Origin of the sequence: Bradyrhizobium sp. 482_C4_N1_8 (genome assembly GCF_052075965.1) — a bacterium.
In the GTDB taxonomy this organism is placed as follows: Bacteria; Pseudomonadota; Alphaproteobacteria; order Rhizobiales; family Xanthobacteraceae; genus Bradyrhizobium; species Bradyrhizobium barranii.
The window spans coordinates 6,445,976-6,469,840 of record NZ_CP197231.1 but is presented as its reverse complement, the minus strand read 5'-3'; the positions used below and the strand labels follow the sequence as shown (position 1 = coordinate 6,469,840).

At 63.0% G+C, this 23,865-nt stretch carries 24 protein-coding genes; 9 read left to right on the top strand and 15 right to left on the bottom strand.

Annotated elements, in window-relative coordinates; genetic code table 11:
* Window positions 1-55: 55 nt before the first annotated feature.
* The 8 genes from AB7Z56_RS30935 to AB7Z56_RS30900 form a co-directional block, all read right to left on the bottom strand.
* Window positions 56-259, bottom strand: a complete 204-nt coding sequence (locus tag AB7Z56_RS30935; protein WP_063984531.1) for a hypothetical protein — start codon at window positions 257-259, stop codon at window positions 56-58.
* A 271-nt stretch (window positions 260-530) separates the two neighbouring features.
* Window positions 531-1,937, bottom strand: a complete 1,407-nt coding sequence (locus AB7Z56_RS30930) for a hypothetical protein (RefSeq protein WP_231144476.1) — start codon at window positions 1,935-1,937, stop codon at window positions 531-533.
* Between the two features lie 615 nt (window positions 1,938-2,552).
* Window positions 2,553-3,326: a fumarylacetoacetate hydrolase family protein gene (locus AB7Z56_RS30925; protein ID WP_063986546.1), complete on the bottom strand. Its 774-nt coding sequence runs from the start codon at window positions 3,324-3,326 to the stop codon at window positions 2,553-2,555.
* A gap of 11 nt (window positions 3,327-3,337) precedes the next feature.
* Window positions 3,338-4,357 carry a 2-dehydropantoate 2-reductase gene (locus AB7Z56_RS30920; protein WP_063984530.1) on the bottom strand — a complete coding sequence of 340 codons (1,020 nt, stop codon included), beginning with the start codon at window positions 4,355-4,357 and terminating at the stop codon, window positions 3,338-3,340.
* Between the two features lie 98 nt (window positions 4,358-4,455).
* Window positions 4,456-4,884 carry a CBS domain-containing protein gene (locus AB7Z56_RS30915; protein ID WP_063984529.1) on the bottom strand — a complete coding sequence of 143 codons (429 nt, stop codon included), beginning with the start codon at window positions 4,882-4,884 and terminating at the stop codon, window positions 4,456-4,458.
* Between the two features lie 179 nt (window positions 4,885-5,063).
* Window positions 5,064-6,401: an oxalate/formate MFS antiporter gene (oxlT, locus tag AB7Z56_RS30910; protein WP_063984528.1), complete on the bottom strand. Its 1,338-nt coding sequence runs from the start codon at window positions 6,399-6,401 to the stop codon at window positions 5,064-5,066.
* 263 nt (window positions 6,402-6,664) lie between these two features.
* Window positions 6,665-7,957 (bottom strand): oxalate/formate MFS antiporter, encoded by a 1,293-nt coding sequence (gene oxlT / locus AB7Z56_RS30905; RefSeq protein WP_063984527.1) that lies wholly within the window; start codon window positions 7,955-7,957, stop codon window positions 6,665-6,667.
* 245 nt (window positions 7,958-8,202) lie between these two features.
* Window positions 8,203-8,340 (bottom strand): hypothetical protein, encoded by a 138-nt coding sequence (locus AB7Z56_RS30900; protein ID WP_166098301.1) that lies wholly within the window; start codon window positions 8,338-8,340, stop codon window positions 8,203-8,205.
* 347 nt (window positions 8,341-8,687) lie between these two features.
* On the opposite strand from AB7Z56_RS30900, the gene AB7Z56_RS30895 reads away from it, so the two are divergent.
* Window positions 8,688-10,019, top strand: coding sequence for an Hsp70 family protein (locus AB7Z56_RS30895; RefSeq protein ID WP_063984526.1), 1,332 nt, complete (start codon window positions 8,688-8,690; stop codon window positions 10,017-10,019).
* 169 nt (window positions 10,020-10,188) lie between these two features.
* Here AB7Z56_RS30895 and AB7Z56_RS30890 read toward each other — a convergent pair whose 3' ends face one another.
* Together AB7Z56_RS30890 and AB7Z56_RS30885 are read right to left on the bottom strand one after the other, a co-directional pair.
* On the bottom strand, window positions 10,189-10,632 hold the full coding sequence (locus AB7Z56_RS30890; protein ID WP_063984525.1) for an SRPBCC family protein: 444 nt from the start codon (window positions 10,630-10,632) through the stop codon (window positions 10,189-10,191).
* Window positions 10,633-10,826: 194 nt separating this feature from the next.
* Window positions 10,827-11,264, bottom strand: a complete 438-nt coding sequence (locus AB7Z56_RS30885; protein ID WP_084795231.1) for a DUF2147 domain-containing protein — start codon at window positions 11,262-11,264, stop codon at window positions 10,827-10,829.
* Between the two features lie 138 nt (window positions 11,265-11,402).
* Here AB7Z56_RS30885 and AB7Z56_RS30880 point away from each other — a divergent pair, with 138 nt between their 5' ends.
* Window positions 11,403-11,969, top strand: a complete 567-nt coding sequence (locus tag AB7Z56_RS30880) for a DUF2975 domain-containing protein (RefSeq protein ID WP_063984524.1) — start codon at window positions 11,403-11,405, stop codon at window positions 11,967-11,969.
* 11 nt (window positions 11,970-11,980) lie between these two features.
* Window positions 11,981-12,223, top strand: a complete 243-nt coding sequence (locus AB7Z56_RS30875; protein ID WP_063986544.1) for a helix-turn-helix domain-containing protein — start codon at window positions 11,981-11,983, stop codon at window positions 12,221-12,223.
* A gap of 153 nt (window positions 12,224-12,376) precedes the next feature.
* Here the strand turns inward: AB7Z56_RS30875 and AB7Z56_RS30870 are convergent, their stop codons facing one another.
* Entirely contained in the window at window positions 12,377-13,066 is a 690-nt protein-coding gene (locus tag AB7Z56_RS30870) for a hypothetical protein (protein WP_063986543.1), read from the bottom strand.
* A gap of 554 nt (window positions 13,067-13,620) precedes the next feature.
* Here AB7Z56_RS30870 and AB7Z56_RS30865 point away from each other — a divergent pair.
* The 3 genes from AB7Z56_RS30865 (at window position 13,621) to AB7Z56_RS30855 (ending at window position 14,449) form a co-directional block, all read left to right on the top strand.
* On the top strand, window positions 13,621-13,830 hold the full coding sequence (locus AB7Z56_RS30865) for a cold-shock protein (RefSeq protein WP_028151479.1): 210 nt from the start codon (window positions 13,621-13,623) through the stop codon (window positions 13,828-13,830).
* Window positions 13,831-13,927: 97 nt separating this feature from the next.
* The gene (locus AB7Z56_RS30860; RefSeq protein WP_441256714.1) at window positions 13,928-14,170 is read left to right on the top strand and encodes a transcriptional regulator; all 243 of its coding nucleotides are present in this window, start codon (window positions 13,928-13,930) and stop codon (window positions 14,168-14,170) included.
* A gap of 54 nt (window positions 14,171-14,224) precedes the next feature.
* Window positions 14,225-14,449 (top strand): hypothetical protein, encoded by a 225-nt coding sequence (locus AB7Z56_RS30855; RefSeq protein ID WP_028151477.1) that lies wholly within the window; start codon window positions 14,225-14,227, stop codon window positions 14,447-14,449.
* 206 nt (window positions 14,450-14,655) lie between these two features.
* Here AB7Z56_RS30855 and AB7Z56_RS30850 read toward each other — a convergent pair whose 3' ends face one another.
* The gene (locus AB7Z56_RS30850; RefSeq protein ID WP_063984522.1) at window positions 14,656-14,838 is read right to left on the bottom strand and encodes a hypothetical protein; all 183 of its coding nucleotides are present in this window, start codon (window positions 14,836-14,838) and stop codon (window positions 14,656-14,658) included.
* 305 nt (window positions 14,839-15,143) lie between these two features.
* Between AB7Z56_RS30850 and bioB the strand changes: the two genes are divergently transcribed.
* Window positions 15,144-16,130, top strand: coding sequence for a biotin synthase BioB (gene bioB / locus AB7Z56_RS30845; RefSeq protein WP_166105922.1), 987 nt, complete (start codon window positions 15,144-15,146; stop codon window positions 16,128-16,130).
* A gap of 314 nt (window positions 16,131-16,444) precedes the next feature.
* Here the strand turns inward: bioB and frc are convergent, their stop codons facing one another.
* From frc to AB7Z56_RS30830, 3 genes are all read right to left on the bottom strand, one after another.
* Complete coding sequence (gene frc, locus AB7Z56_RS30840; RefSeq protein WP_063984521.1) at window positions 16,445-17,722, bottom strand: formyl-CoA transferase; 1,278 nt, start codon at window positions 17,720-17,722, stop codon at window positions 16,445-16,447.
* A 66-nt stretch (window positions 17,723-17,788) separates the two neighbouring features.
* Window positions 17,789-19,522, bottom strand: a complete 1,734-nt coding sequence (oxc, locus tag AB7Z56_RS30835) for an oxalyl-CoA decarboxylase (protein ID WP_063984520.1) — start codon at window positions 19,520-19,522, stop codon at window positions 17,789-17,791.
* 74 nt (window positions 19,523-19,596) lie between these two features.
* On the bottom strand, window positions 19,597-20,292 hold the full coding sequence (locus AB7Z56_RS30830) for a GntR family transcriptional regulator (RefSeq protein WP_166105920.1): 696 nt from the start codon (window positions 20,290-20,292) through the stop codon (window positions 19,597-19,599).
* Between the two features lie 347 nt (window positions 20,293-20,639).
* Here AB7Z56_RS30830 and AB7Z56_RS30825 point away from each other — a divergent pair, with 347 nt between their 5' ends.
* Window positions 20,640-22,769, top strand: a complete 2,130-nt coding sequence (locus AB7Z56_RS30825; RefSeq protein ID WP_063984518.1) for an acetate--CoA ligase family protein — start codon at window positions 20,640-20,642, stop codon at window positions 22,767-22,769.
* 213 nt (window positions 22,770-22,982) lie between these two features.
* A complete protein-coding gene (locus AB7Z56_RS30820) occupies window positions 22,983-23,825 on the top strand; it encodes an IclR family transcriptional regulator (RefSeq protein WP_063984517.1) in 843 nt (280 codons plus the stop codon).
* Window positions 23,826-23,865: the final 40 nt, after the last annotated feature.

The following is a 23,865-nucleotide window of genomic DNA, read 5'->3' as shown; positions in this document are numbered from 1 at the left end:
GCCCCTCGACTACCGGCCGCTTACGCAGATTTCTTGCGCGTATTTCCGTTGCGCGTCAGTAGCGCGCAGCGACCGGGCCGGGCGCCTTGCCGATCGGGGCCTTTCCAATCGGGCTCTTGCCAATCGGCATCTTGCCGATCGGCGCCTGCTCCGCAGGATAGACGGGAACGGGCTGGCGACGCGGCAGATCCGCAGCGTTCGCAGCCGTCACCAGAGCAAGCGTCGCACCCAGAGCAATTACAATTTTCTTCACAGTCATACCCCTAGAAGGTTTGGTCCAAACACGGCACGGCCGTGCCCCCAGACACGCCTCATAGAAGGCGGCCGAATGCGTCCAAGTTGCGGCACCCGCGGGACATGTTGGCGGCATTGATCGGGTGTACAGGGATGTGATGTGTCTGGATGTTTCGGGCTGCGCGGCCTGGTCGGTAGGATGGGTAGAGCGCAGCGAAACCCATCGGCCATCTGCGCGGGGAGCGATGATGGGTTTCGCTGCGCTCTACCCATCCTACGCTGCTGCTACGCGTCTCTCACCCGATCCTGTTCAAGCTGTTCCGGATCGTCGAGAAGATGCCGCCGATGTCCTTGCGCAAGGCATCGAGCGCGTTGAAATTGTCAAAGATGCGGGCGAGGCGGTCTTCGACCTCGCGCTTGCTCCTGGCGAGGGCATCGACGCGTGAGGCGAGGGTGACGTCGCCGTTCGCCTCGATCTCGCCGACGGTTTTCGCAAGAAGATCGCGGGTGGTGCCGACCTCCGCGATCAGGGCCTCGATGCCGAACACCGGCGCCTTCAGCGGAACGAGGTCGGCCTGCGACTTCGACAGCTCCGTCTTGAACGCGTTCAGCGTCGCCAGCGTCTCCTGCAACACGCCGAGGCGCTGGCGCGACTGGAGGACGAAATCGTTCAGCGCGTTCTGGCGGTCGACGAGGGTCTTGCCGTCGGGGTCGGTTTCGACGTCGGCGAGCGAGCGTTCGAGCAGGGCCTGGCGCTGGCCGAGCTCCTCGAAATCGAGCCGGATCGCTTTCAGGATGTTGAAGCTGTCGTCGATGCGGGCGAGGCGCTGCGCGATCTCGATCTTGTTCTTCGAGAGCGTCTCGACGCGAGTGTCGAGCGGCGCCTCGCCGCCGGTCTCGAGTTCGTCGATGCTCTTGGCCAGGCGGTCATGGCTGAGGCCGAGCTCGCCGATCAGGGCATTGATGCCGGCGTCCGACGAGCGCAGCGGGACCAGCTCGGCATGGGATTTCGCCAGATCTTCCTTGTACTGGCTGAGGGTCACGAAAGTGTCCTGGACCGCGTTCACCCGTGACAGCAGCGCCGATACGTCGCGCGCAACATCTTTCAGGCGGTCGGCGAGGTTGTTCTTGCGGTCGTCGGTCTCGAGGTCGAGCAGGGAGCGTTCGAGCTGGTTCTGGCGGTCGCGGATCTCGGTGAAAACAGGCTCGACCGCGCGCCGCTGATCGGCGACCTTTCCCACCATCTCTCGCACCCCCTGCTGGCGCCGGCGGATCTCGGCGAGCTGGTCGTGCATGTCGGTGGATTCGTTGCGGCCCTGCTGGAGCAGGGCGCGCTGCTCAGTCTCGCCGAGCTTGTCATGGAGGGCGGAGACGGCCTCGCGGGGATCGCTTTCGATCAGGTGCTGGACGGTGGCGTCGAGGTGGTTTTGCAGGGCGTGGGCGACGACGACATCCTCGCGGGTCTTCTTGAGGCGGTCGCGCAGGGTATTGAGGCGCCGGTCCTGACGCGAGAGCCGCCAGGCGGGGGCGCCGATCAGCGCCAGCCCGAGCGTCACGATCGCGCCGGTTGCGAGACGCTGCGGCATAGGCAGGTCCGCAAACAGGGCGGGCAAGTGCGCGACGTCATAACCAAACGCCTGCTGGGCGAGGATCGCGATGGCGGCTAGCAGGACAAACCAGGCAACCACGAAAAACAGCCACATCGTGACTTCCCCACCCGGGACACATTCTCGCCATAGTTGCTATTGGAGAGCGGAACCGAGATCAAGGGGCGGGCGGGGTTGCCAGATGTTTCCGGTCGCGCGATCCACTGCTGGTTGCGTCAGTCGATTGGCGGAGAGCAGGGTGCCAGGTTTTCCCGGGGAGCGGGGCAAGGCCTGTAAGCCCGGATGGAGCAAAGCGCAATCCGCGGTCTGCGCGCGCAGAAACGCCCGTCCCGGATTAGGCTTCGCTCCATCCGGGCTACGGCACTGCGTGGGCCCCTTTCGGGGAGGCTAGCAGCAGGCGTCGGCGCGAGCCGGCGAGCCTCGGGCTATCATTTCCCGAGGAAGTTCGTGCGCATCTTGTCGGCGAACCAGACCACGAAGATCGCAGCGAACGAGAGAGCGAAGTACAGAGCCGCCCAGAGAAGTGCATTACTGGCATTCGACATGACATCCTCCCTTGCATCAGAAATCGATCTGTTGCCGGGAAGGATAGCGGCAGCCGCGACCGCCGATTTGCGCAGGATCAATTTTTGTCGGGCTGCGGCGCAAATGGCCGGCGAGCCTTCATTCCGGGCCCACGATGGATTTGCGGCCTAGGAATGACGCAGCGAGTTACAGCCGAAACTCGTTGGTGAGCTCGCCGATGCCGTCGATCGCGACGGTCACTGTATTCACCGGCTCCTTCATCACCCCGACGCCGACCGAGGTGCCGACGGCGATGAGGTCGCCGGGAAGCAGGGTCATGTCGTGGGAGATTTTGCTGACCAGCTCCTGCGCGGTGAAGATCATGTCCGAGATCGGATAATTCTGCCGCTCCGCCCCGTTGAGGATGGTGCGCACGGTGAGCTTGGCCGGATCGAGGCCGGTTGCGATGACGGGGCCGAACGGGCCGTAATCATCGATGCCCTTGGCACGGGCCCATTGCGGGAAAGTGGGATCGCTGGTCAGGATGTCGTTGGCGGTGATGTCGTTGACGCAGGTGTAGCCGAAGATGAAACTGTCCGCCTCGGCCGGCGAGACACGGGCGCAGGTCCTGCCGATGACGATGCCAAGCTCGCCCTCATAGGTGGTCTTGCCGTCGTAATAAGAGGGACGGCGGATCACGGCGCCCGGCGTCGTGATGGTGGTGGTCGCCTTCAACAGATAGAGCGGCTCCGGCGGCTCGGGCTGGTTCAGCTTGGCGGCGAGCGCGTGGAAATTATTCCAGAGCGCGACGATCTTGCTGGGTGTGCAAGGCGCGAGCAGCTCGACCTCCGACAGCGCCAGAGTCTTGCCCGTGGCTGCATGGCGGCCGAACATCTCGCCCTCATGCACGCTGATGCCTGATTGCGTCAGGGTGCCGAAACCGGTCGCACCGGCATGGCGGAAGCGCAGCCATTGTTTCATCTCGCCCGCCATCACGCCACCGCCAGTGCACGGGGATCGGCAGGCGCGGAGACGCCGTCATAGAGGCCGGCGATTCGGGCACGCTGGGTCACCATCGCCAGCACCGAGTCGAGCGCGGGCGTGGCGATGCCGGTGAGGCGGCCCATCTCCTGCACCACGGTGACGAGCGGGTCGATCTCCATCGGACGGCCGCGCTCGAGATCCTGCAGCATCGAGGTCTTGTGCGCGCCGACCTTGCGGGCGCCCTCGATGCGGCGCTCGACGTCGACGCGGAATTTGACGCCAAACGTCTCGGCGATGCCTTGCGTCTCCACCATGATCGCGCGCGACAGCGCACGCGTGGAGGGATCGGTGCAGATCACGTCGAGCGTTGCATGGGTCAGTGCGCTGATCGGGTTGAAGCAGACATTGCCCCAGAGTTTCAGCCAGATCTCGTCGCGGATGCGATCAAGCACCGGCGCTTTCAGCCCGGCGGCGACGAAGAGATCGGCGAGGCGCTGCACGTCCGAGGTGATTTCGCCGGAGGGCTCGCCGAGCGGGAAATTGTTGCCGTAGACGTGGCGGATCACGCCGGGCGCTTCGATCTCGGTGGCGGGATAGACGATGCAGCCGATGGCGCGCTCGGCGCCGATCTCGCGCCACTGCCGTCCGCCGGGGTCGATGCTCTCCAGCGTCGAATTCTCGTATTGGCCGCCGTGCTTGTAGAAATACCAATAGGGGATGCCGTTGACGGCGGTGACGATGCGGGTGTGCGGCCCGAGCAGCGGCTGCATCTTCTCGATCACGCCGGTGATCGAATGCGCCTTCAGCGTGATGATGATGTAGTCCTGCACGCCGAGCTCGGCGGGATCGTCGGTGCAGCGCGGATGCACGGTGTGCTTCTCCTCGCCCGCGAGCAGGGTCAGCCCGCGCTCGCGCATCGCGGCAAGGTGGGCGCCGCGCGCGACCAGGCTGACGTCGGCGCCAGCGCGTGCGAGCTGAACCCCGAGATATCCGCCGATCGCGCCGGCGCCGTAGATGCAGATCTTCATGAAATCCTCGCGGGTGTCCGGAATTTTGGGACGAAAGATCCGGTCCGGCTCGGAGAGGTCCGAGCCGGGGCCGGCAGTCGCAGGGGAAGTGTGACGCTTTAAGCTGCTGCTTGCGGCGAGCCGTTGATCGCTTCGTCAACGGCAGCAGCAATGTCGCGCATGCTGATGACGGAGACGAGGCTGTAATCGTCGATGACCGGCAGGTGACGGATGTGATTGCGGTTCATCAGATGCCGGACGTGCTCGATCGTGTCTGAGGAGCTGCAGGACACCAGCTGCTGCACCGACACGAGCTGCGAGACCTTGACGTTAATGGCGTTGGCACCATGCTCGGCGACGGCGCGCACCACGTCACGCTCGGTGAACATGCCGACCGCGGTGTTGCCTTCGGAGCGGACCACGTCCTTGACCACCAGCGCGCTGATATTGTTGGCGCGCATCAGCTTGGCGGCGATACCCACCGTTTCGTTCATTCGCACCGTGACAACGCGCGGTGTCTTCTTGCGCAGAATGTCTCCGACCAGCATTGCAACCTCCCTAGGTGAATGACAGGGGAAGTGTGGTATACATAATGCCAATCGTCAAGCATTCGATTTGGCTGATCCGAAAATTCTTGCGGCAGCAATACTGACGTTTGTCATCGTGCCAAAAAGGAAAAGGGGCGCATCGCTGCGCCCCTTTCGACCGATTGAAAGGCGTGTGGTCGCTACGCTGTCTCGGTCTTGGCGTTGCCGGTCTTGGCGGTGCCGGTCGCAGCGTTGGCGCTCTCGGCTTCCTTGCCGAGGATGAAGGAGCGGCGCAGCGGCTTGATCACGAACAGCGCCGTCAGCGCCGCCGTCGCGTTCAGCGCCACCGCGACCACGAACACGGCCTTCCAGCCGTACGTTGCCGAGATCACGCTGGCGAGCGGGACGAGCAGGGATGCCGTGCCTTTCGCGGTGTAGAGCATGCCGTTGTTGGTGGTTGCGTATTTCGAACCGAAGGTGTCGCCGCAGGTCGCAGGGAACAGCGAGTAGATTTCGCCGAACACGCCGAAGTACACCGCGGTCGCGAGCACGAACACGATCGGTATGTTTCCATAGGCCGACAGCGTCAGCAGCATTACCGCCGCGGTGCCGAACGCGATGAACATGGTGTGCTCGCGGCCGATCGTGTCGGAGACCCAGCCGAAGAAGGGACGTCCGAAACCGTCGAAGATGCGGTCGAGCGAGATCGCGAACGTCAATGCCGCCATCTGGAAGCCCGCGAGCGTCACCGGCGTGTCGGCGATCTTGAAGTCGTGCGCGATCGGGCCGATCTGCGCCGCGGTCATCAGGCCGCCGGAGGCGACCATGACGAAAACGAGATACATCACCCAGAAAATAGGGGTGCGCAGCACCTGCGGCGGGGTGAAGTCGATCTTGGTCTGCGGCAGATTGAGCTGCTTCTTCTTCGGCGGGATCGAGATCCGCGGCGGCTGGATGAAGAAGGCGAGCACGAACACGATCAGGCCCTGGCCGATGCCGAAGGTGAGGAACGCGTGCTGGTAGCCGCTCGTTACGATCATGGTCGCGATCGGCACAATGGTGAGCGCGGCGCCCGCGCCGAAGCCGGCAGCGGTCGCACCGGCGGCGAGACCGCGGCGATCGGGGAACCATTTCAGCGCGTTGCCGACGCAGGTGCCGTACACCGCGCCGGCGCCCATGCCGCCGACGACCGCGGCGGCGTAGAGCAGGGTGAGCGAGTCAGCGTAGGAGTTGAGCACCCAGGACAGCGCGATCATGACGCCGCCGAACATGACGACGATGCGCGGACCGTATTTGTCGACGAACCAGGCCTCGATCGGCACCAGCCAGGTCTCGGTGACGACGAAGATGGTGAAAGCGAGCTGGATCGCCGCGCGGCCCCAATGATACTTGGCGTCAATCGGATCGACGAACAACGTCCAGCCGTATTGCAGATTGGCGATCATCGCCATGCAGACGATGCCCATGGCGAGTTGGAACCAACGGAAACCGGTGCGAAGAGGCGCAGCTGTGACGGCGCCGTCCGTGCTGGAAATCATCAATAACCTCCCAACGCGCCTGATTGAATGCGACCTGGGATTGCAAGATGACCCAGTGTCGCAAATATTGTGGCTTATCGTCGCAAGCGCGGCGGGGACATTGGTATACCATATTCCAGAAGGCAAGCCCAATCTTGTGACGCAGCGCAAGAAAAGTGCACGGTTCCCTTCAGGTCAGCGGTAGCCAAGACGGGTTCTGAAAAAACGAAAACGCCCGGCCGTGAGGCCGGGCGTCGTGCTTGGTTTAGATGTGGTGGCGCGCGTCAGGCGGCGGCGGTCGATTTCGCGACCACGACCTTGCGCCAGGGCTTGAGCACCATGATCGCCAGCAGCGAAGCCAGGATGTTGGCGCCGGCCGCGATGATGAACACGCTGTCCCACGTGCCCGACGATTGCTGCATGTAGTTGGCGATCGGGACAAGCAGCGCGGCGGTACCCTTTGCGGTGTAGAGCAGGCCCGCATTGGTGGTCGCGAACTTGGCGCCGAACGTGTCGGTGCAGGTCGAGGGGAACAGCGAGTAGATCTCACCCCAGGCGAAGAACACGAAGCCCGACAGCAGCACGAACCAGAGCGGGTCGTGTCCCCAGAGATAGAGCATCCAGATGCCGAACCCTTCCATGCCGAAGGCGATGAACATCGTGTTCTCGCGGCCGATCATGTCGGAGATCCAGCCAAAGAACGGACGCGTCAGGCCGTTGAGCACGCGGTCAATCGTGGCTGCGAACGTCACCGCGGTCATCGTCACCGCCATCAGCGTCACCGGAACGCTGTCGACCTTCCAGTCGACTGCGATCGGCTTCAGGTTCGCCGTCACCATCAGGCCGCCGGCGCCGACGATCACGAACATGAAGTACATCAGCCAGAAGATCGGCTGGCGCAGCACTTCGGTCGGCTGATAGTTGCGGCGGGTCTGTTGCAACGCAGCGTTCTGCACAACGGGAGGCACCTGTCCGGCCTTCGGCGCGTAGAGGAAGAAGGCGAGGATGCAGATGATGATGCCCTGGCCGAGCCCGAAATACAGGAAGGTGGTCTGGAATCCGCTGTCCTTGATCATGGCCTGAATCGGCGCAACCGTGAGCGCGGAGCCCGCGCCGAAACCGGCCGCCGTGATGCCGGCAGCAAGACCGCGCTTGTCGGGAAACCATTTCAGCGCATTGCCGACGCAGGTGCCGTAGACGCCGCCGGCGCCGATGCCCGCGATGATCATGCCGAGATAGAAGCCGTTGAGCGTGGTGGCTTGCGCATTGATCGCCCAACCGATGGCGCAGAGCACGCCGCCGACGAGCACGACGATGCGCGGGCCGTATTTGTCGACGAACCATCCTTCGACCGGCACCAGCCATGTCTCGAACAGTACGAAGAGCGTAAAGGCCCATTGGATCGAGGCGCGATCCCAGCCGAACTTTTTCTGGATGTCGGGGACGAAGAACGTCCAGCCGTATTGATAATTGGCGATCATCACCATCGCCGCTACACCGACCGCCAATTGCGCCCAGCGATACGTGTCGCTAACCCGCGCGGCGGTTGGAACCGTTGCCTGCACCATGTCCGTCATAAAGCCTCCCGTGGCGCCTCTAATTTTTCTGCGAGCGCTGGAGAGGCATTCTTGTATTCATTATGCCAAGGTTCAAGCGCTGGTCCGGTCACCGTGCGCAAATGCCGCAGGACCTTCATCGGTTGCGGCTGTGACTCGGGACAACGCAAATAGAAATGGCCCCGTCCTGCGGGGCCATTCATCAAAAGTAGTATGTGGACGGTTCTGAAACCGGCGCGTCGCGCTTGCCGCGCGGGAGGCGCTGCTTACAGGCCGAAGCGGGGCAGGTCGCCGTTGTGATTCGAAATCTCGGCGCTCGCCATCAGGAAGCGATCGACCGCAGCCAGGAAGCGGGTGAACAGCGAGGCGGAGGGGGCGAGCGCGACGGAAGCGGTCTTGGACATCTGAATTCCCTTTCTCGAGACGGTCAGTGATGCTGTCTCATTTCGAAGGGCAATCTACGTATACCAGATGCCAGTGTCCATGCATGCCATTGCATAGCAGCATGCATGCTCCCGCATTGCAGCATAATGATCCGTTAAAGGGACCGAACCGAGCTCAAAATTGCCAGCCGGGCTGCTGGAGTTGCGAGACCGGCCCCAAAAGGCCCCCATTACGGAGGCAAAAGAGCGCGGACAGAGCGGCGCGCGGGTTCCAAATCCAACCGCACCGCAACATTCAAGGTCTTGGCAGGCCCAGCCAAAGCCGTTAGTGGTCTGCCCCCTTTTCCAATCAACTGTCAGAGTGGTTCATGTCGAGCGCCTCGCCCGCCGTCTCGATCGGCATCGATTTTGGGACCAGCAACACGGTCGTCGCGATCGCGGCGGACGATCGCCGGGTCGAGGCCATCCGCTTCGATCACGGCGGCCAGCGCCACAGCGTCTACGTCTCGGCGCTGTGCTTCTGGGAGGATCGGCCGGGCGCCGGCGCCCAGGCCGAAGGCGGTCCATGGGCCATCGAGACGTTCCTCGAAGGCCGCCACGTCTACCGCTTCCTGCAGTCGTTCAAGACGTTTGCGGCGAGCTCCAGCTTCAACACCACGCAAGTGTTTCGGCAGCGCTTCAAGTTCGAGGACATTCTGGCGGCGTTCCTGCGCACGCTGGCGCGCCATGGCGGCGAAAAGTTCGGCTTCGAGACGTCCAACATCACGGTCGGCCGCCCGGTGCGGTTCGCCGGCGGCAATCCCGACGAAGCGCTGGCGATGCAGCGCTATCGGGCCGCGTTCGAACGCCTCGGCGCCGGCCACGCGCGCTATGTCTACGAGCCCGTGGGCGCGGCGTTCTCCTTCGCCCGACGGCTGGAGCGCGATGCCACCGTCCTGGTTGCGGATTTCGGCGGCGGCACCAGCGATTTCTCCGTGATGCGTTTCTCGCGCGTGGGTGGTGCCTTGCGTGCGGAGCCGCTTGGACACGCCGGCATCGGGATTGCGGGCGACACGTTCGATTACCGCATCGTCGACCACGTCGTCTCGCCGCGGCTGGGCAAGGGGTCCAGCTTCCGCTCGTTCGACAAGGTGCTGCCGGTCCCCACCGGCCACTATACCAACCTCGCGCGCTGGCATCAGCTCGCGATGATGAAGAGCAATGGCGATCTGCGCGAGCTCCGGGAGCTTGCGCGCAGCGCGCTGAAGCCGAAGCTCCTTGAAGATTTCATCACCATCGTCGATCTCGACCTCGGCTTTTCGCTCTACCGCGCGGTATCCGACGCCAAGGTCGCGCTGTCGGCGCGGGACGAGGTGGACTTCCGCTTCAAGGGGGGCGGCGTCGACATCGGTGCGACCATCACACGGAAGAATTTTGAATCCTGGATTGCCGACGACATCGCCCGGCTGGCTGCCACCGTCGACAAGGTGCTAAGCGAAGCGGGCATCACCGCGCGCGAGGTGGAGAAGGTGTTCTTGACCGGCGGGACTTCCTTCGTTCCGGCCGTCAGAAAGCTGTTCGCCGACCGGTTCGGCAACGAACGGCTGATGTCGGGCGACCAGTTCGAGTCGATCGCCTACGGCCTCGCGCTGATTGGACACAGTCCCGATCCCGATCGCTGGACCGCAAGCGGTGGGATTACGCCGAAGGCGGGCGCGTAGCCCAGCAACAGCCGCCATTGCTTGGCTGCTCGCAATGACGACGGAGAGCTGTCATCAGTGCCGTAGGGTGGGCAAAGGCGCGGAGCGACGTGCCCACCATCTTTCCGAGGTTGAGAGAGCATCGGTGGGCACGCTGCGCTTTACCCACCCTACGATACTGATTTCGCCGCTACTGATTGATCTCCGGCTCCACGAGCCTTGCGAGGCTTCGCAGCGATTCCTGCCAGCCGAGATAGCAGGCCTCCGGCGGGATGACGTCAGGGATGCCGGCCTGGGTGATGTCGACCTCGGTGCCGACCGAGACCTTCTTCAGCGTCACGGTCACCTGGATTTCGCCGGGCAGATTGGGGTCGTCGAACTTGTCGGTGTAGCGGAGACGTTCGCCCGCGACGAGCTCGAGATATTCGCCGCCGAAGGCGTGGCTGTTGCCCGTCGTGAAATTTCGGAACGACATCTTGAACGTGCCCCCGACCTTGGGCTCGAGGTGATGGACGGTGCAGGTAAAGCCGTTCGGCGGAAGCCATTTCGCCAGCGCATCCGCCTCGAGGAAGGCGCGATAGACTTTCTCCGGACTGGTCGAGAGAACGCGGTGCAGACGTACAGTGCTGGGCATGTTCTTTCATCCTCTTGCATCGATGGGCCCGACCTTGGCGTCTACGGCCCATTCATGTCTCAAGGACGACCGGGACGCCGCCGATCCGACATGGCATTGCAGATAAACGGGGGCCGCCGAAACCGGCGGCCCTTGATGCTGTTTTTGTTCGTCTTGGAACTTATCTTGGACGTTGTTTTGGATCGGTTTGCCGCTCACCGCGTCCAGTCTTCACCCGCGCACAACGTTCCCATGCAGCCCCGGACGTTGAGACTGCCGGATGGCAGCAAGCTGACGGTGCTCGCATAGGTCTTTCCGTCGTCGGCATTATAGATCCTGCCCGACCATTTATTTTCGCCGGCAGCCTGCATGTCGATGAACAGGGAGATGCCGACGATCTTCCGGCCGCGCAATGCAGGATCGGCGTTATGGTCGTCGAGCTGCGCCTTGCCCGTCTTCTTATCGATCGGCTCCTTCAGCCAGACGACCCGGCCGCATAGCGCATTGCCGCAACGGCTCACCTTGATCCTCGCGTCGCCAGACTGTGTCAGCCAGACACCAGCGGGACCGCTGGCCGTTGCGGCTTCAGCGTTTCCAAGCGGGGAGATGGACAACAGCGCTGCGAGCAGGTGCCGGACGAGGGTGGAACGCATGGGGGCTCCATATTGGACCAATTGTCATGAAATATTTCATGATAAACGATCAATATATCGCGCTTAAGGTTGAGTCAATTGTGCGGAACATGCATATTGGGGGAGGGTGGTTGCCTGGAAATTGCGGAGTGCTTGGAGATGGGTGTGGTGGAGATATCGGTACGTGAGGCCCGGCAGAGCTGGTTCCGGCGTCTCGATCTTGCGTTCTGGGCGATCTGGGCGGCACTGCCGGTGGTGGTGTGGCTCGCCTATCTCCGGAGCACGACCGCCTCCGCCTCGATCGCGGCGAGCCTTGGTCCCGACCAGGTGAAATGCGCAGGCCTTGTCGCCAATCCGCTCGAGATGTCGCGCCCGGGACAGCTGTTGTTCTGGACGCTATTTGCGCTTCAGCTCTCGTTCTTCGCCGTGTTGATCGGCATCCTGCACCGTATGGTGCACCGATTCGCACGCGGCCGGATCTTCGCGTCCGAGACGCTTCAGGGTGTGTGGTGGATGGGGATCATTCTGGTGATCTGGCCGTTCATCGACCTGATCACCAGCAACGCGGTGGCTTATGCCTTGCACGAGATCGGCGACGTCAAGTTCTTCCTGCCGTCCTACAACGTCGACATCGGCACGATCGCGGGCGGGATGTTCCTGATGGCGCTGAAATTCGTCATCGAGCACGCCATCCTGCTGCAGTCCGAAAACGAGCTGACGATCTGAGGTGAATGCTTGTGCCGATCGTCGTGAACCTCGATGTCATGCTTGCGAAGCGGAAGCGCCGCCTCGGGGACCTCGCCGACGCAATCGGCATTTCCATCCAGAACCTGTCGGTCCTGAAAACGGGCAAGGCGAGGGCGATGCGCTTCTCGACCCTGGCCGCGATCTGCCGCGAGCTAGATTGTCAGCCCGGAGACATCCTCGAATATGTCGCAGGCGAGGAGGGCCGCGATGAGGATGCAGGCGAGGGGAGCTGAGCTTACACCTGGCGTGCCTTGTCCGCCTTCGTGCTGCACACGAGAACCTGAAACACGTCCTCCATGTGCAACGGTTGGCGCGTTTGCGCGCTCACTTGAATCGAGCTCGCCTGGTGCGAGCTCTACCTCGCGGCCGGCCGGACGACCGATCCGTCAGATCGTTGCCACATCCTGCGGCGTCATCGTGAAGGCGAGCCGGTAGCGGCCGATCGTCGGATTGTCCTGCGCGCCCAGAGCGCCAAGCGCCGCCGGCGAAAGTCGGTCGGCGGTCACCTGCTCGATCGCGTCGGCATCGTAACCCGACAGCAGCATGATCCAGTCGGCGGCGCCGTCCTTGCCGCGGATCTGCTGCTCGGTGGTGGGCGAGCTGGTCCGGGGCGTGTCGGTCAGGAGGAGGTGGGCGCCGGTCAGTCCCGGCATCTGCGCCAATGTGCCGAGCGTCTCCGAGAGATGTGTCTGCAACTCCGCCTCGCGCCCGGCCTCCGGCGAAAGCCGGATGGTGGCGAGCGAGGTCGCGACGCCGCCGCCAAAGCTGGCGGCGACGCGGCACTGGCTGCGGACCATGCCGAGATGGTGCGGCATCATCTTGGTCGACCACGGCGTCGGCGCGTTGAGCCGGTCGAGATATCCCTTCGACGTGAGCACCTCGTACCGCTCCAGCTCGTACAGCACGAAGAAGCCGTCGGTGTCCGTCGTGCTGGTCCAGCGCGATCCGCGCCGGAAGCCGGGAATGCTCATCCGCTCGGGAAAATGTTCGTGGGAATGCCAGTCGCCGAACTCCGCGCGCTGCTCGTGGCGGACGCTCCACCACATCGCGACGGCGGCCTTGCCAAGCAGTGACATGCTGACCTCCCTGTTTTCCAGCACTTTGCCTTGACGCCAACGGAGGAAGCAAGTCGTTCACGCTTCCAATCCGACCCCGTACTGTCAGGTGTGATCTGCTATCCCTTCGCGGCGGAGCCGGCACGTGTGGAGCTTGGCAGTCTTTCGGTGCACACAGTCGATTGGCTGGAGGGAGAGTGGTGCGGGTCTTCCGCGAGCAACTTGCCGGTGGCGTACGGTGTGCGCTCGATAGCGCGGCATCGCATCGACGCTCTCGGGCCAGCACAGTTAGCCGACACCAAATCGCGGCTGCGAACGCGCAACTCACCTTGCCTCAGGCGCCTTTCGGGCCTGAATTCGTAAAGTCCGAATTGTTCCGCCGGAGCCCATGAGGCATTAAATCCCGCCAAGCCTTGCAACTGGCGCCGATGAGGTATACGTTGGTGCTGTTCGTTCAGCCGCTGTGCCTTGTTGAATGCGCCCGCGGGCTCCTTTTCCAGAGACATCGACGAATTGAATCTGGTTCTGCGTGAGTGTCACGCGGAATGTGCGCGTATGCGCTTTGGAGAAGAATAATGACGACAGGTACCGTGAAGTGGTTCAACGGCCAAAAGGGCTTTGGATTCATTCAGCCCGACGACGGCGGCAACGATGTGTTCGTTCACATCAGCGCAGTCGAGCGGGCTGGTCTCTCAGGTCTCGCCGAGGGCCAGAAGGTCAACTTCGAGGCCAAGACCGACAAGATGCGAGGCAAGGTCAGCGCAGAGAATCTATCGCTGGCCTAAGATCCTGCGCCGTTTCACGGATGTACTGAAACGGCCACGCTGCCCGCTCGATCCCAGGGATTGAGCGGGTTTTGTCCGTTGCGGGAGTGGGTGAAGCATGAGCGGCAAGAAGTCGGCTGAACCGTCACCCCAAAGCATTGCGCGTACCAACCGTCAGCGTTTGGCTGCCGAGGAGGGAACGCGGGCAATGGCGGACGTCGAGAGACAGGCCGCCGATGTTCGCAAGAACATGGCGCGGCTTCGCGAACTGCGCGAAGCCAAGGAAGCGGCCGACGCAACTCTTCAAGCATCGCTGCCGGCACCAACCCTGACGAAGCGCAAGAGAAAGCTGACGCGATAGTCGAATTCAACTGCGTCGACGAAAATCTGGAGAGGGCCGGTCACATGCCAAAGAGTGCGGATCGTGCCTAGGATCAAGTCGGACAGCGGTGGTACAATCACCTTCTTTCTCGCGCTTGGCGCAGGCCGGCAGATGTGCCGCCTTGCGACCACGTTTCAGACGCAGAAGCAGGCCTTCAGCTATCTTCAGAAATACCGGACGGAATTCGAGCGCATCGCGCGGAGCCGATTGGCCTCCGGGGAGCTCGAAGACGGGATCGTCGTGCTTTCGATGCTCTAAAGCATGATCCGGACCCGAAGGGCCGCGTTTGCGCAAAGTGCGAAGCGGTTTTCCGAAAAGATCATGCTCAAACAATAACCTAAAGCGCGTTGACGATTCATTCCGATCTCATCGCGCTTTCGGTCAGGCGTCGATTTCGACGCGACGCGCTCAGCGCCAGCCTCCATCGCGCGGATGCAACATCGTGACCCGGCAGGGAACGCGTCCTATTCAGAGCGGTCCTTCGGCTCGGCCTCGCGGGCCAGTCGCTCCGCTTTCAGCCGCTCGCGATTCTCGTTGAAGGAGTGCTGGTCCTTCGCATAGTCATTGATCGGCTTCTGCGTTTTGACAGGCTTGAACGCCTTGTTGGCTTCACGCTTGGCCCGATCCGAGGATTGATCTCTCAACATTTCGACCTCGTTTTGATCAACAAGCTGTGACAGGACAGGTGCTGGCCGACGCCTCCCACCCGCAAACGCTGTGCGTAGGCTTGCTACCTTTCGGGGCGAGAAGAAGGCCAATTCTGCAGCGTTGCGCAGATGCTTTTGCGATGTGTTTCAGTCACTCGCCTTGGCGGCTGCGTTGCTCGTACGTCGGGATAGCACGCCGGCTTAGACAACAATGGCACGCCGCCGCTTTTGTTCCAAGGACCCTGCGGACTGGCGCCAGGTTTGCGATAGTGCGATTGTCCCGCCGCAATGTCAGGAGATGTGTAATGCTCGGTGTGAACGACGGGGAGACAATCCCCGCGAAGGAAAGGCCGCAAAGGCCTCAAAGATGGACCGGTGAAGATGCATGGGCGGCTTACCAGCTTCCCTTCAACGATCTGCTCTTCCGTTCACAATCCGTACATCGGGAGCATTTTGACCCAAATCGCGTGCAGTTGAGCCGGCTGCTGAACATCAAGACAGGTGGTTGTCCGGAAGACTGCGGTTACTGCAGCCAGTCGTCGCATCATGCGACCGCTCTTGCAGCCTCCAAGTTGATGGAGGTCGGGAAGATCGTTGCCGAGGCACGCAAGGCAAAAGACAGCGGCGCGACGCGTTATTGCATGGGGGCGGCCTGGCGCAATCCGAAGCCGCGCGACATGGATGCCATTGTCGAGGTCGTCGGAGCCGTGAAGGAGCTCGGGCTCGAGACCTGCATGACGCTCGGCATGCTCGACCGGGATCAGGCCGACCGGCTGAGTGCTGCCGGGCTTGATTACTACAATCACAATATCGATACCTCGGAGCGCTTCTATCCGAGTGTTACCTCCACCCGCACATTCGCCGATCGTCTCGATACGCTGGAGCATGTCCGCGATGCCGGCATGAAAGTGTGCTGCGGCGGAATTCTCGGCATGGGTGAGAGCGAACAGGACCGCGTCGACATGCTGGTCACGCTCGCCAACCTTCCGGAAGCGCCGGAGAGCGTGCCGATCAACATGCTGATCCCGATTCCGGGAACGCCGATGGCGAAGGCGACGCCGATAGGTCCGGTCGAGTTCGTGCGCATTGTCGCGCTGGCGCGTATCATGATGCCGGCCTCTTTCGTGCGACTCTCGGCGGGGCGGTCGGCGATGAGCGACGAGATGCAGGCGCTGTGCTTCTTTGCCGGCGCAAACTCGATCTTTGTCGGCGACACGCTGCTGACGGCGGGCAATCCGCAGGACGAAGCCGATCGAAAGTTGTTCCGCCGGCTCGGACTGGAAGCGCTCTGACCTTTTTGCAAGCCGCTGAGCCTCTTTCCCGATCATGCCCTGGCCGTTAGGTCGTTTGTCCGACGAACAACCCCTCGGCCGCTCTTCGCAGGGCAGGATATTGGCTTTGTCGGATCATGGCATAATGCCTCTGTTTTGCCCGACGTGTCAAAAGGCATTTCGTGAAATACGAAATCGTTTATGACCAACAGGTTAGCTACTGTGCATGGGGTTGTTTTTCCATTTTTTAGTCACAGCCGCGACCGCACGGTCTTCTGAAGCAAAAAGGGCCGCCCCTTCGGGCGGCCCTTTCGTCTCGTTCAACGTGGTGCGGCTTACTCAGCGGCCTGCTTCTGCGGCGGCTCGAGCGCGCCGGACTTGTGGATGTCGGCGACCTGGTGATCGCTGAAGCCGAGCACGCTGCGCAGGATCTCGTCGGTGTGCTCGCCGAGCAGCGGGGAGCGCTCCACCTCGCTCGGGCTATCCGACAGCTTGATCGGATTGCCGACCGAGATGTACTTGCCGCGGGTCGGGTGATCGACCTCGACCACGGTGCCGGTCGCGCGCAGCGACTGGTCCTCGGCGATCTCCTTCATCGACAGGATCGGGCCGCAGGGGATGTCGTCCTTGTTGAGGATCTCCATCGCCTCGAATTTCGTCTTGGTCATCGTCCACTGTTCGATGCGGGCGAAGATCTCGTTGAGGCGCGGCAGGCGGACGGCCGGCTTGGCGTAGTTCGGATCGGTCTTCCAGGTGGGCTCGCCGATCACGTCGCAGATCTTCTCCCAGACCGGGGCCTGGGTGATGAAGTAGATGTAGGCGTTGGGATCGGTCTCCCAGCCCTTGCACTTCAGGATGCGGCCGGGCTGACCACCGCCGGAATCGTTGCCGGCGCGCGGCACGGCGTCGCCGAACGGAATGCCTTCGCCGAACTGGCTGTATTCCTTGAGCGGACCATGCGCGAGGCGCTGCTGGTCGCGCAGCTTGACGCGCGCGAGGTTGAGCACGCCGTCCTGCATCGCGGCGGTGACCTTCTGGCCCTTGCCCGAATGCGTGCGCTGATAGAGCGCGGTGACGATGCCGAGCGCCAGGTGCAGGCCGGTGCCGCTGTCGCCGATCTGCGCGCCGGTGACGAGCGGCAGGCCGTCGCGGAAGCCGGTGGTCGAGGCGGCGCCGCCGGTGCACTGCGCGACGTTCTCATAGACCTTGCAGTCTTCGTACGGTCCGGGGCCAAAGCCCTTGATCGAGGCGACGATCATCTTCGGGTTGATCGCCTGGATCTTCTCCCAGGGGAAGCCCATGCGGTCGAGCACGCCGGGGCCGAAGTTTTCGACCAGCACGTCGCACTTCTTGATCAGCTCGGTGAGGACTTCCTTGCCCTTGGGGTTCTTGGTGTCGAGCGTGATCGAGCGCTTGTTGTGGTTGAGCATGGTGAAATACAGGCTGTCCACGTTCGGGATGTCCTGCAGCTGGCCGCGGGTAATGTCGCCCACGCCCGGACGTTCCACCTTGATCACGTCGGCGCCGAACCATGCCAGCAGCTGCGTGCAGGTCGGTCCGGACTGGACGTGGGTGAAGTCGAGAATGCGAACGCCCTTGAGCGCTTTGGTCATCGTGTTGCTCCGTATACTCTGTCTGCCCCCGCAAACCGCAGGGAATTAAGGGTTGAAGGGGAGGACTTACTTTTTCTTCTGCAGAACGCTCTGCGGATTGAGGTTGCCGATGCGGCCGCTCTCCGAGCCCGCGGCCGGATCGATCACCGCGTTGATGAGCGTCGGCTTGCCCGAGGCCATCGCCTCGTTGACGGCGCGCTTGAGCTCGTCGGGCGAGGTGGCATTCACGCCGACGCCGCCGAAGGCTTCCATCATCTTGTCGTAGCGCGCGCCCTTGACGAACACCGTCGTCGCCGGATCGGCGTTGACGCTGTTGACGTCGGTGCCGCGATAGATGCCGTCATTGTTGAAGATGACGACGCAGATCGGAAGGTTGTAGCGGCAGATGGTCTCGACCTCCATGCCGGAGAAGCCGAAGGCCGAGTCGCCTTCCACCGCCAGCACGGGGTGGCCGGTCTCGAGCGCCGCCGCGATCGCCTGGCCCATGCCGATGCCCATCACGCCCCAGGTGCCGACGTCGAGGCGCTTGCGCGGCCTGTACATGTCGATGACGCCGCGGGCGAGGTCGAGCGTGTTGGCGCCCTCGTTGACGAGGATCGCCTCCGGGTGATCCTTGATCACGTTCTTCAGCACGCCGAGCGCGCCGTGATAATCCATCGGCGACTTGTTGTTCATGAGCTTCGGCGCCATCTTGGCGACGTTCTCGTCACGCTTGGACACGATGGCCTTGGTCCATTCGGCCGGCGGCGCGGTCCAACCCGTGCTGATCGCCTGATTGAAGGCCGATACGACCGAGCCGATGTCGCCGACGACGGGCGCGACGATCTCGACGTTGGAGTCCATCTCGCGCGGCTCGATGTCGACCTGGATGAACTTCTTGGGCGCTTCGCCCCAGCTCTTGCCCTTGCCGTGCGAGAGCAGCCAGTTCAGCCGGGCGCCGATCAGCAGCACGACGTCGGATTCTTTCAGCACCGTGGAGCGCGCGGCTCCAGCGCATTGCGGATGCGTGTCGGGGAGGAGGCCCTTGGCCATGCTCATCGGCAGGAACGGCACGCCGCTCTTCTCGACGAACGACTTGATCTCTTCATCGGCCTGCGCGTAGGCCGCGCCCTTGCCGAGGATGATGAGCGGACGTTTTGCGCTCTTGAGCACGTCGAGCGCGCGCTTGATTGACGCGGGCGAGGGGATCTGCGCGGGCGCGGCATCGATCACCTTGACCAGCGACTTCTGGCCGGCATCGGCGTTCATCACCTGGCCGAACAGCTTTGCCGGCAGGTCGAGATAGACGCCGCCCGGACGGCCCGAGACCGCGGCGCGGATGGCGCGGGCGAGACCGATGCCGATGTCCTGGGCGTGCAGCACGCGATAGGCCGCCTTGCACAGCGGCTTGGCGATCGCGAGCTGGTCCATCTCTTCGTAGTCGCCCTGCTGGAGGTCGACGATCTCGCGCTCGGAGGAGCCCGAGATCAGGATCATCGGGTAGCAGTTGGTGGTGGCGTGCGCGAGCGCGGTGAGACCGTTGAGGAAGCCGGGCGCCGACACCGTGAGGCAGACGCCGGGCTTCTTGGTGAGGTAGCCGGCAATGCCCGCGGCGTAGCCGGCGTTCTGCTCGTGGCGGAAGGAGATCACGCGAATACCTTCGGCCTGCGCCATGCGGCCCAAATCCGTGATCGGGATGCCCGGCACATTATAGATGGTGTTGATGCCGTTCAGCTTGAGCGCGTCGATGACGAGATGAAAGCCATCCGTCAATTCCTGCTCGGTGCCCGGTGCTTCGGACTTGGTCGCGGTATTCAGCATGGGCCTTGTCTCCCTGGTCTCATATGCCGTTTTAGGCTTTGTGGGCGAATGGCTCGCCCTTCTGGTGGACGTTGCTAGGTGAACAGTTCTTGACCGTGCGCTTCGACGTAAGCGGCAAGGCCAAGGGTGTGGTCGCGGGCGCGCTTCTCGGCGAGCTCGGTGTCGCGCGCTTCCAGTGCTTCGATCATGCTGAGATGCTCGGGCAGCGAAGTGGCGGTGCGATCCTTGCGTCCGATGGTGAGCTGGCGGTAGCCGCGCACGTGCAGCAGCAGGTCGTTGGTGAGATCGACCAGCACCGGCGATTCCGACAGCGAGATCAGCGCCTGGTGGAAGGCGATGTTGGCGCGCGAATATTCCTCGACGTGATCCTCGGGCAGGCGGTCCTTGCCGAAGTCCTTGAAGTAGTCGCGCAGCGCCGTGATGTCTTTCTTGCGTGCGGTGGTGGTGATCAGGCGGGCCGCCATGCTCTCCAGCGCCGCCCAGGCGCGGATCATGTCGACGATCTCGCTCTTGGTTCTGCGCACCACCATGATGCCGCGGCGCGGAACCGTCTTCACGAAGCCATCCTGCTCAAGCATCGCGATGGCTTCGCGGATCGGGGTGCGGCTCACACCCAGGCGTTCGGACAACGCGCGCTCGTCGAGCATCACCGGCTCGGGCGTCGAGTAGATGTCCATCTTGAGGATGGCTTCCTTCAAGGCGTCATACGCCTTGTTCTTGAAGCTGCTCTCCGGGGCAATACGAACGATTGCGATATCTGCCTCGGTCATGTTCGGCAACGCCTTGGTTGGTTTCCGCAGTGACACGACGAATCTCCTCCAGTGGGAGTCGTCTTTTACAGGATTATTAACGGGAAAGTTTTTGGCATACCACATGCCAGAATGTCAAGCTGGCTATTTTTTGCGGCGTTCTAAGTCATGCAGCAGCTTGACAAGTTGGCTTCTGGCATACCAAATGCCATCGCCAGCCATTTTTGATCCAAAGCGGCGGAGTAATGTGGGCTTTATGCCACTCCGTTCCGCGACATGGAACAGAGCGCGGCGAATGGCAAGCATCACGGGCAGCCGCTACACGCGCGCGCTTTGAAAGAACGAACTGAGGTCAAGGGAGAAGCCATATGTCCAATTCCAAAGATGCCGTCCGCAAAGTGCTCGACCAGGTCAAGGCGGACAACCGCACCAGCCTGACCGCGCCGGAAGGCAAGCTGGTCTGCGACGCCTACGGCATTCCGGTGCCGAAGGAGGGCGTGGCCAGGTCGGCGGGTGAGGCCGGCAAAATGGCCTCCTCGATGGGCTTCCCGGTGGTGATGAAGATCGTCTCGCCGGACATTCTCCACAAGACCGAAGCTGGCGGCGTCATCGTCGGCCTCAAGACGGCCGAGGATGCCGAGAAGGCCTACGAGACCATTCTCTCCAACGCCAAGAAGCACAAGTCCGATGCCAAGATCGAGGGCGTCCAGGTGCAGCAGATGCTGGCCGGCGGCACCGAAGTCATCGTCGGCTCGATCACCGACGGCTCGTTCGGCAAGCTGGTCGCCTTCGGCCTCGGCGGCGTGCTGGTCGAAGTCTTGAAGGACATCACCTTCCGCCTCGCACCCGCGACCAAGGAAGACGCGCTCTCGATGCTCGACGGCATCCAGGCGCATGAGATTTTGAAGGGCGTTCGCGGCGGCGAGGCGGTGAACCGTACTGCGCTCGCCGATGTCATCGTCAAGGTTTCGCAGCTCGTCACCGATTTCCCTGAAATCGTCGAGCTCGATCTCAACCCGGTGTTCGCGACGGCCAAGGACGCGATCGCCGCCGACGTGCGTATCGTCGTCGACTTCGCCTATGTGCCCAAGCCGAAGCCGCGCCCGACCGAAGAGATCGTCGCGGCCATGAGCCGCATCATGCAGCCGAAGGCGGTCGCCGTGGTCGGCGCCTCCGCCGAGGACGGCAAGATCGGCAACTCCGTGATGAAGAACCTCATCAACGGCGGCTACAAGGGCGACATCTATCCGATCCATCCCAAGGCCGCCGAGATCCTCGGCTACAAGGCCTACAAGAGCGTCAAGGACGTTTCGGGTGTGATCGACACGGCCGTGTTCGCGATCCCCGCGAAGTTCGTGGCGGCGGCGCTCACCGAATGCGGCGAGAAGAAAATCCCGGGTGCGGTGCTGATTCCGTCGGGCTTCGCTGAAGCCGGCGCGCCGGAGCTTCAGGCCGAGATCGTCGAGGTCGGCAAGAAGTACGACATCCGCCTGATGGGGCCGAACATTTACGGCTTCTATTATACGCCGGCCAATCTCTGCGCGACCTTCTGCACGGCTTACGACGTCAAGGGCCACGCGGCGCTGTCGTCGCAGTCGGGCGGCATCGGCATGGCCATCATCGGCTTCTCGCGCTCGGCGAAGATGGGCGTCTCGGCGATCGTCGGCCTCGGCAACAAGTCCGATATCGACGAGGACGATCTGCTCGCCTTTTTCGAGCAGGATCCGAACACGAACCTGATCGCCCAGCACTGCGAAGACCTCAAGGACGGCCGCGCCTTCGCGGAAGCCGCCAAGCGCGTCTCCAAGAAGAAGCCGGTCATCGTGCTCAAGGCCGGCCGCACCTCGGCCGGCGCAAAGGCGGCCTCGTCGCATACCGGCGCGCTCGCCGGTAACGACAAGATCTACGAGGACGTCCTGGCGCAGTCCGGCGTGATCCGGGCCCGCTCGCTGCGGCAGCTGCTCGAATTCGCCCGTGGCGTGCCGGTGCTGCCGACGCCGAAGGGCGAGAACGTACTGATCATCACCGGCGCCGGCGGCTCTGGCGTGCTGCTGTCGGACTCCTGCGTCGACAACGGCCTGTCGCTGATGTCGATGCCGCCGGATCTGGATGCGGCCTTCCGCAAGTTCATCCCGCCGTTCGGTGCGGCCGGAAATCCTGTGGATATCACCGGCGGCGAGCCGCCGATCACCTACGTCAACACGGTGAAGCTTGGCCTGTCGGATGAGCGGATCCATTCGCTGATCCTCGGCTACTGGCACACCATCGTCACGCCGCCGATGGTGTTCGCCCGCAACATGGTCGAGGTGAAGAAGGAGATGGAGGCCAAGGGCTTCGTGAAGCCGATCGTCGCCTCGCTCGCCGGCGACGTCGAGGTCGAGGAAGCGGCCGAATATCTCTACCAGAACGGCATCCCGGCCTACGCCTATTCCACCGAGCTGCCGGTCGAGGTGCTCGGCGCCAAGTACAAGTGGGCGCGCGGGGCAGGGCTGCTCTGAGACGACGAAGAGCTTCGGTATGATCCGGAGCGGGTGGTTATTCACCTCTCCCCGCGCGCGGGGAGAGGTCGAATTGCGAAGCAATTCGGGTGAGGGGACTCTCCCCGAGTCTAACTGTCACCGTCCTTGCGGAGACTCCCCCTCACCCTGACCCTCTCCCCGCAAGCGGGAGAGGGAAATAAGAATAGGGCGAGGGAGAACGGTCAGGTCGCGATGAGCAAGAACGTGATCCGGCGCAAATCGCTCGAGCCTCGATCGCCATCGGAGGCCGACCACGACGCGCGCGATGGTGGCGTGCAGTCCGTCGACCGCGCGCTGTCGATCCTCGAAACGCTGGCCGAAGACGACGAAGGCTACCGCCTCAGCGACCTCGCCGTGCGCACCGGCCTGTCGGCCTCGACCGTGCACCGCCTGCTGGCGACGCTGGAGAGCCGCCGCTTCGTGCAGTTCGACCGCGCCCAGTCCAAATGGCATGTCGGCGTGCGCAGCTTCACGGTCGGCGCGAGCTTTGCCCGGCGGCGTAATTTCTCCACGCAGGCGATTCCTTACTTGCGCAAGCTGCGCGATCTCACCCGCGAGACCGCCAATCTCGCTGTCGTCGACGACGAGTTCATCATCGTGCTGACCCGCATGGAGAGCCGCGAGATCATGCGCTCGCTGACCCAGGTCGGCGGCCGCGTCGCCATGGTGACGTCAGGCGTCGGCAAGGCAGTGCTCGCGACTTATTCGGACGAGGACGTCGGCGCGGTCATCCGCCATCACGGCATGCCTCGCCTGACCGAGAAGTCGATCGTGCGGCCGGGCGATCTGTTCAAGGAGCTCGAGAAGATCCGCAAGCAGGGTTTTGCGCTCGACGATGAAGAAGCTTGTATGGGCCTGCGCTGTATTGCCGCAGTGGTCTACAACGACTGCGCCGAGCCGCTCGCGGCGATTTCCGTCTCGGGCATGACCAGCCGCCTGACCGACGACAGATTGCCGGAAATCGGCCAAATCGTGCGCGAAGTCGCCGGCGAATTGACCGTCGCGCTCGGCGGGGTGATGCCGAAGTCTGGCTAACAAGGAACCGGGCCTGTCGCTGGACAGCATCGGCCGTTTT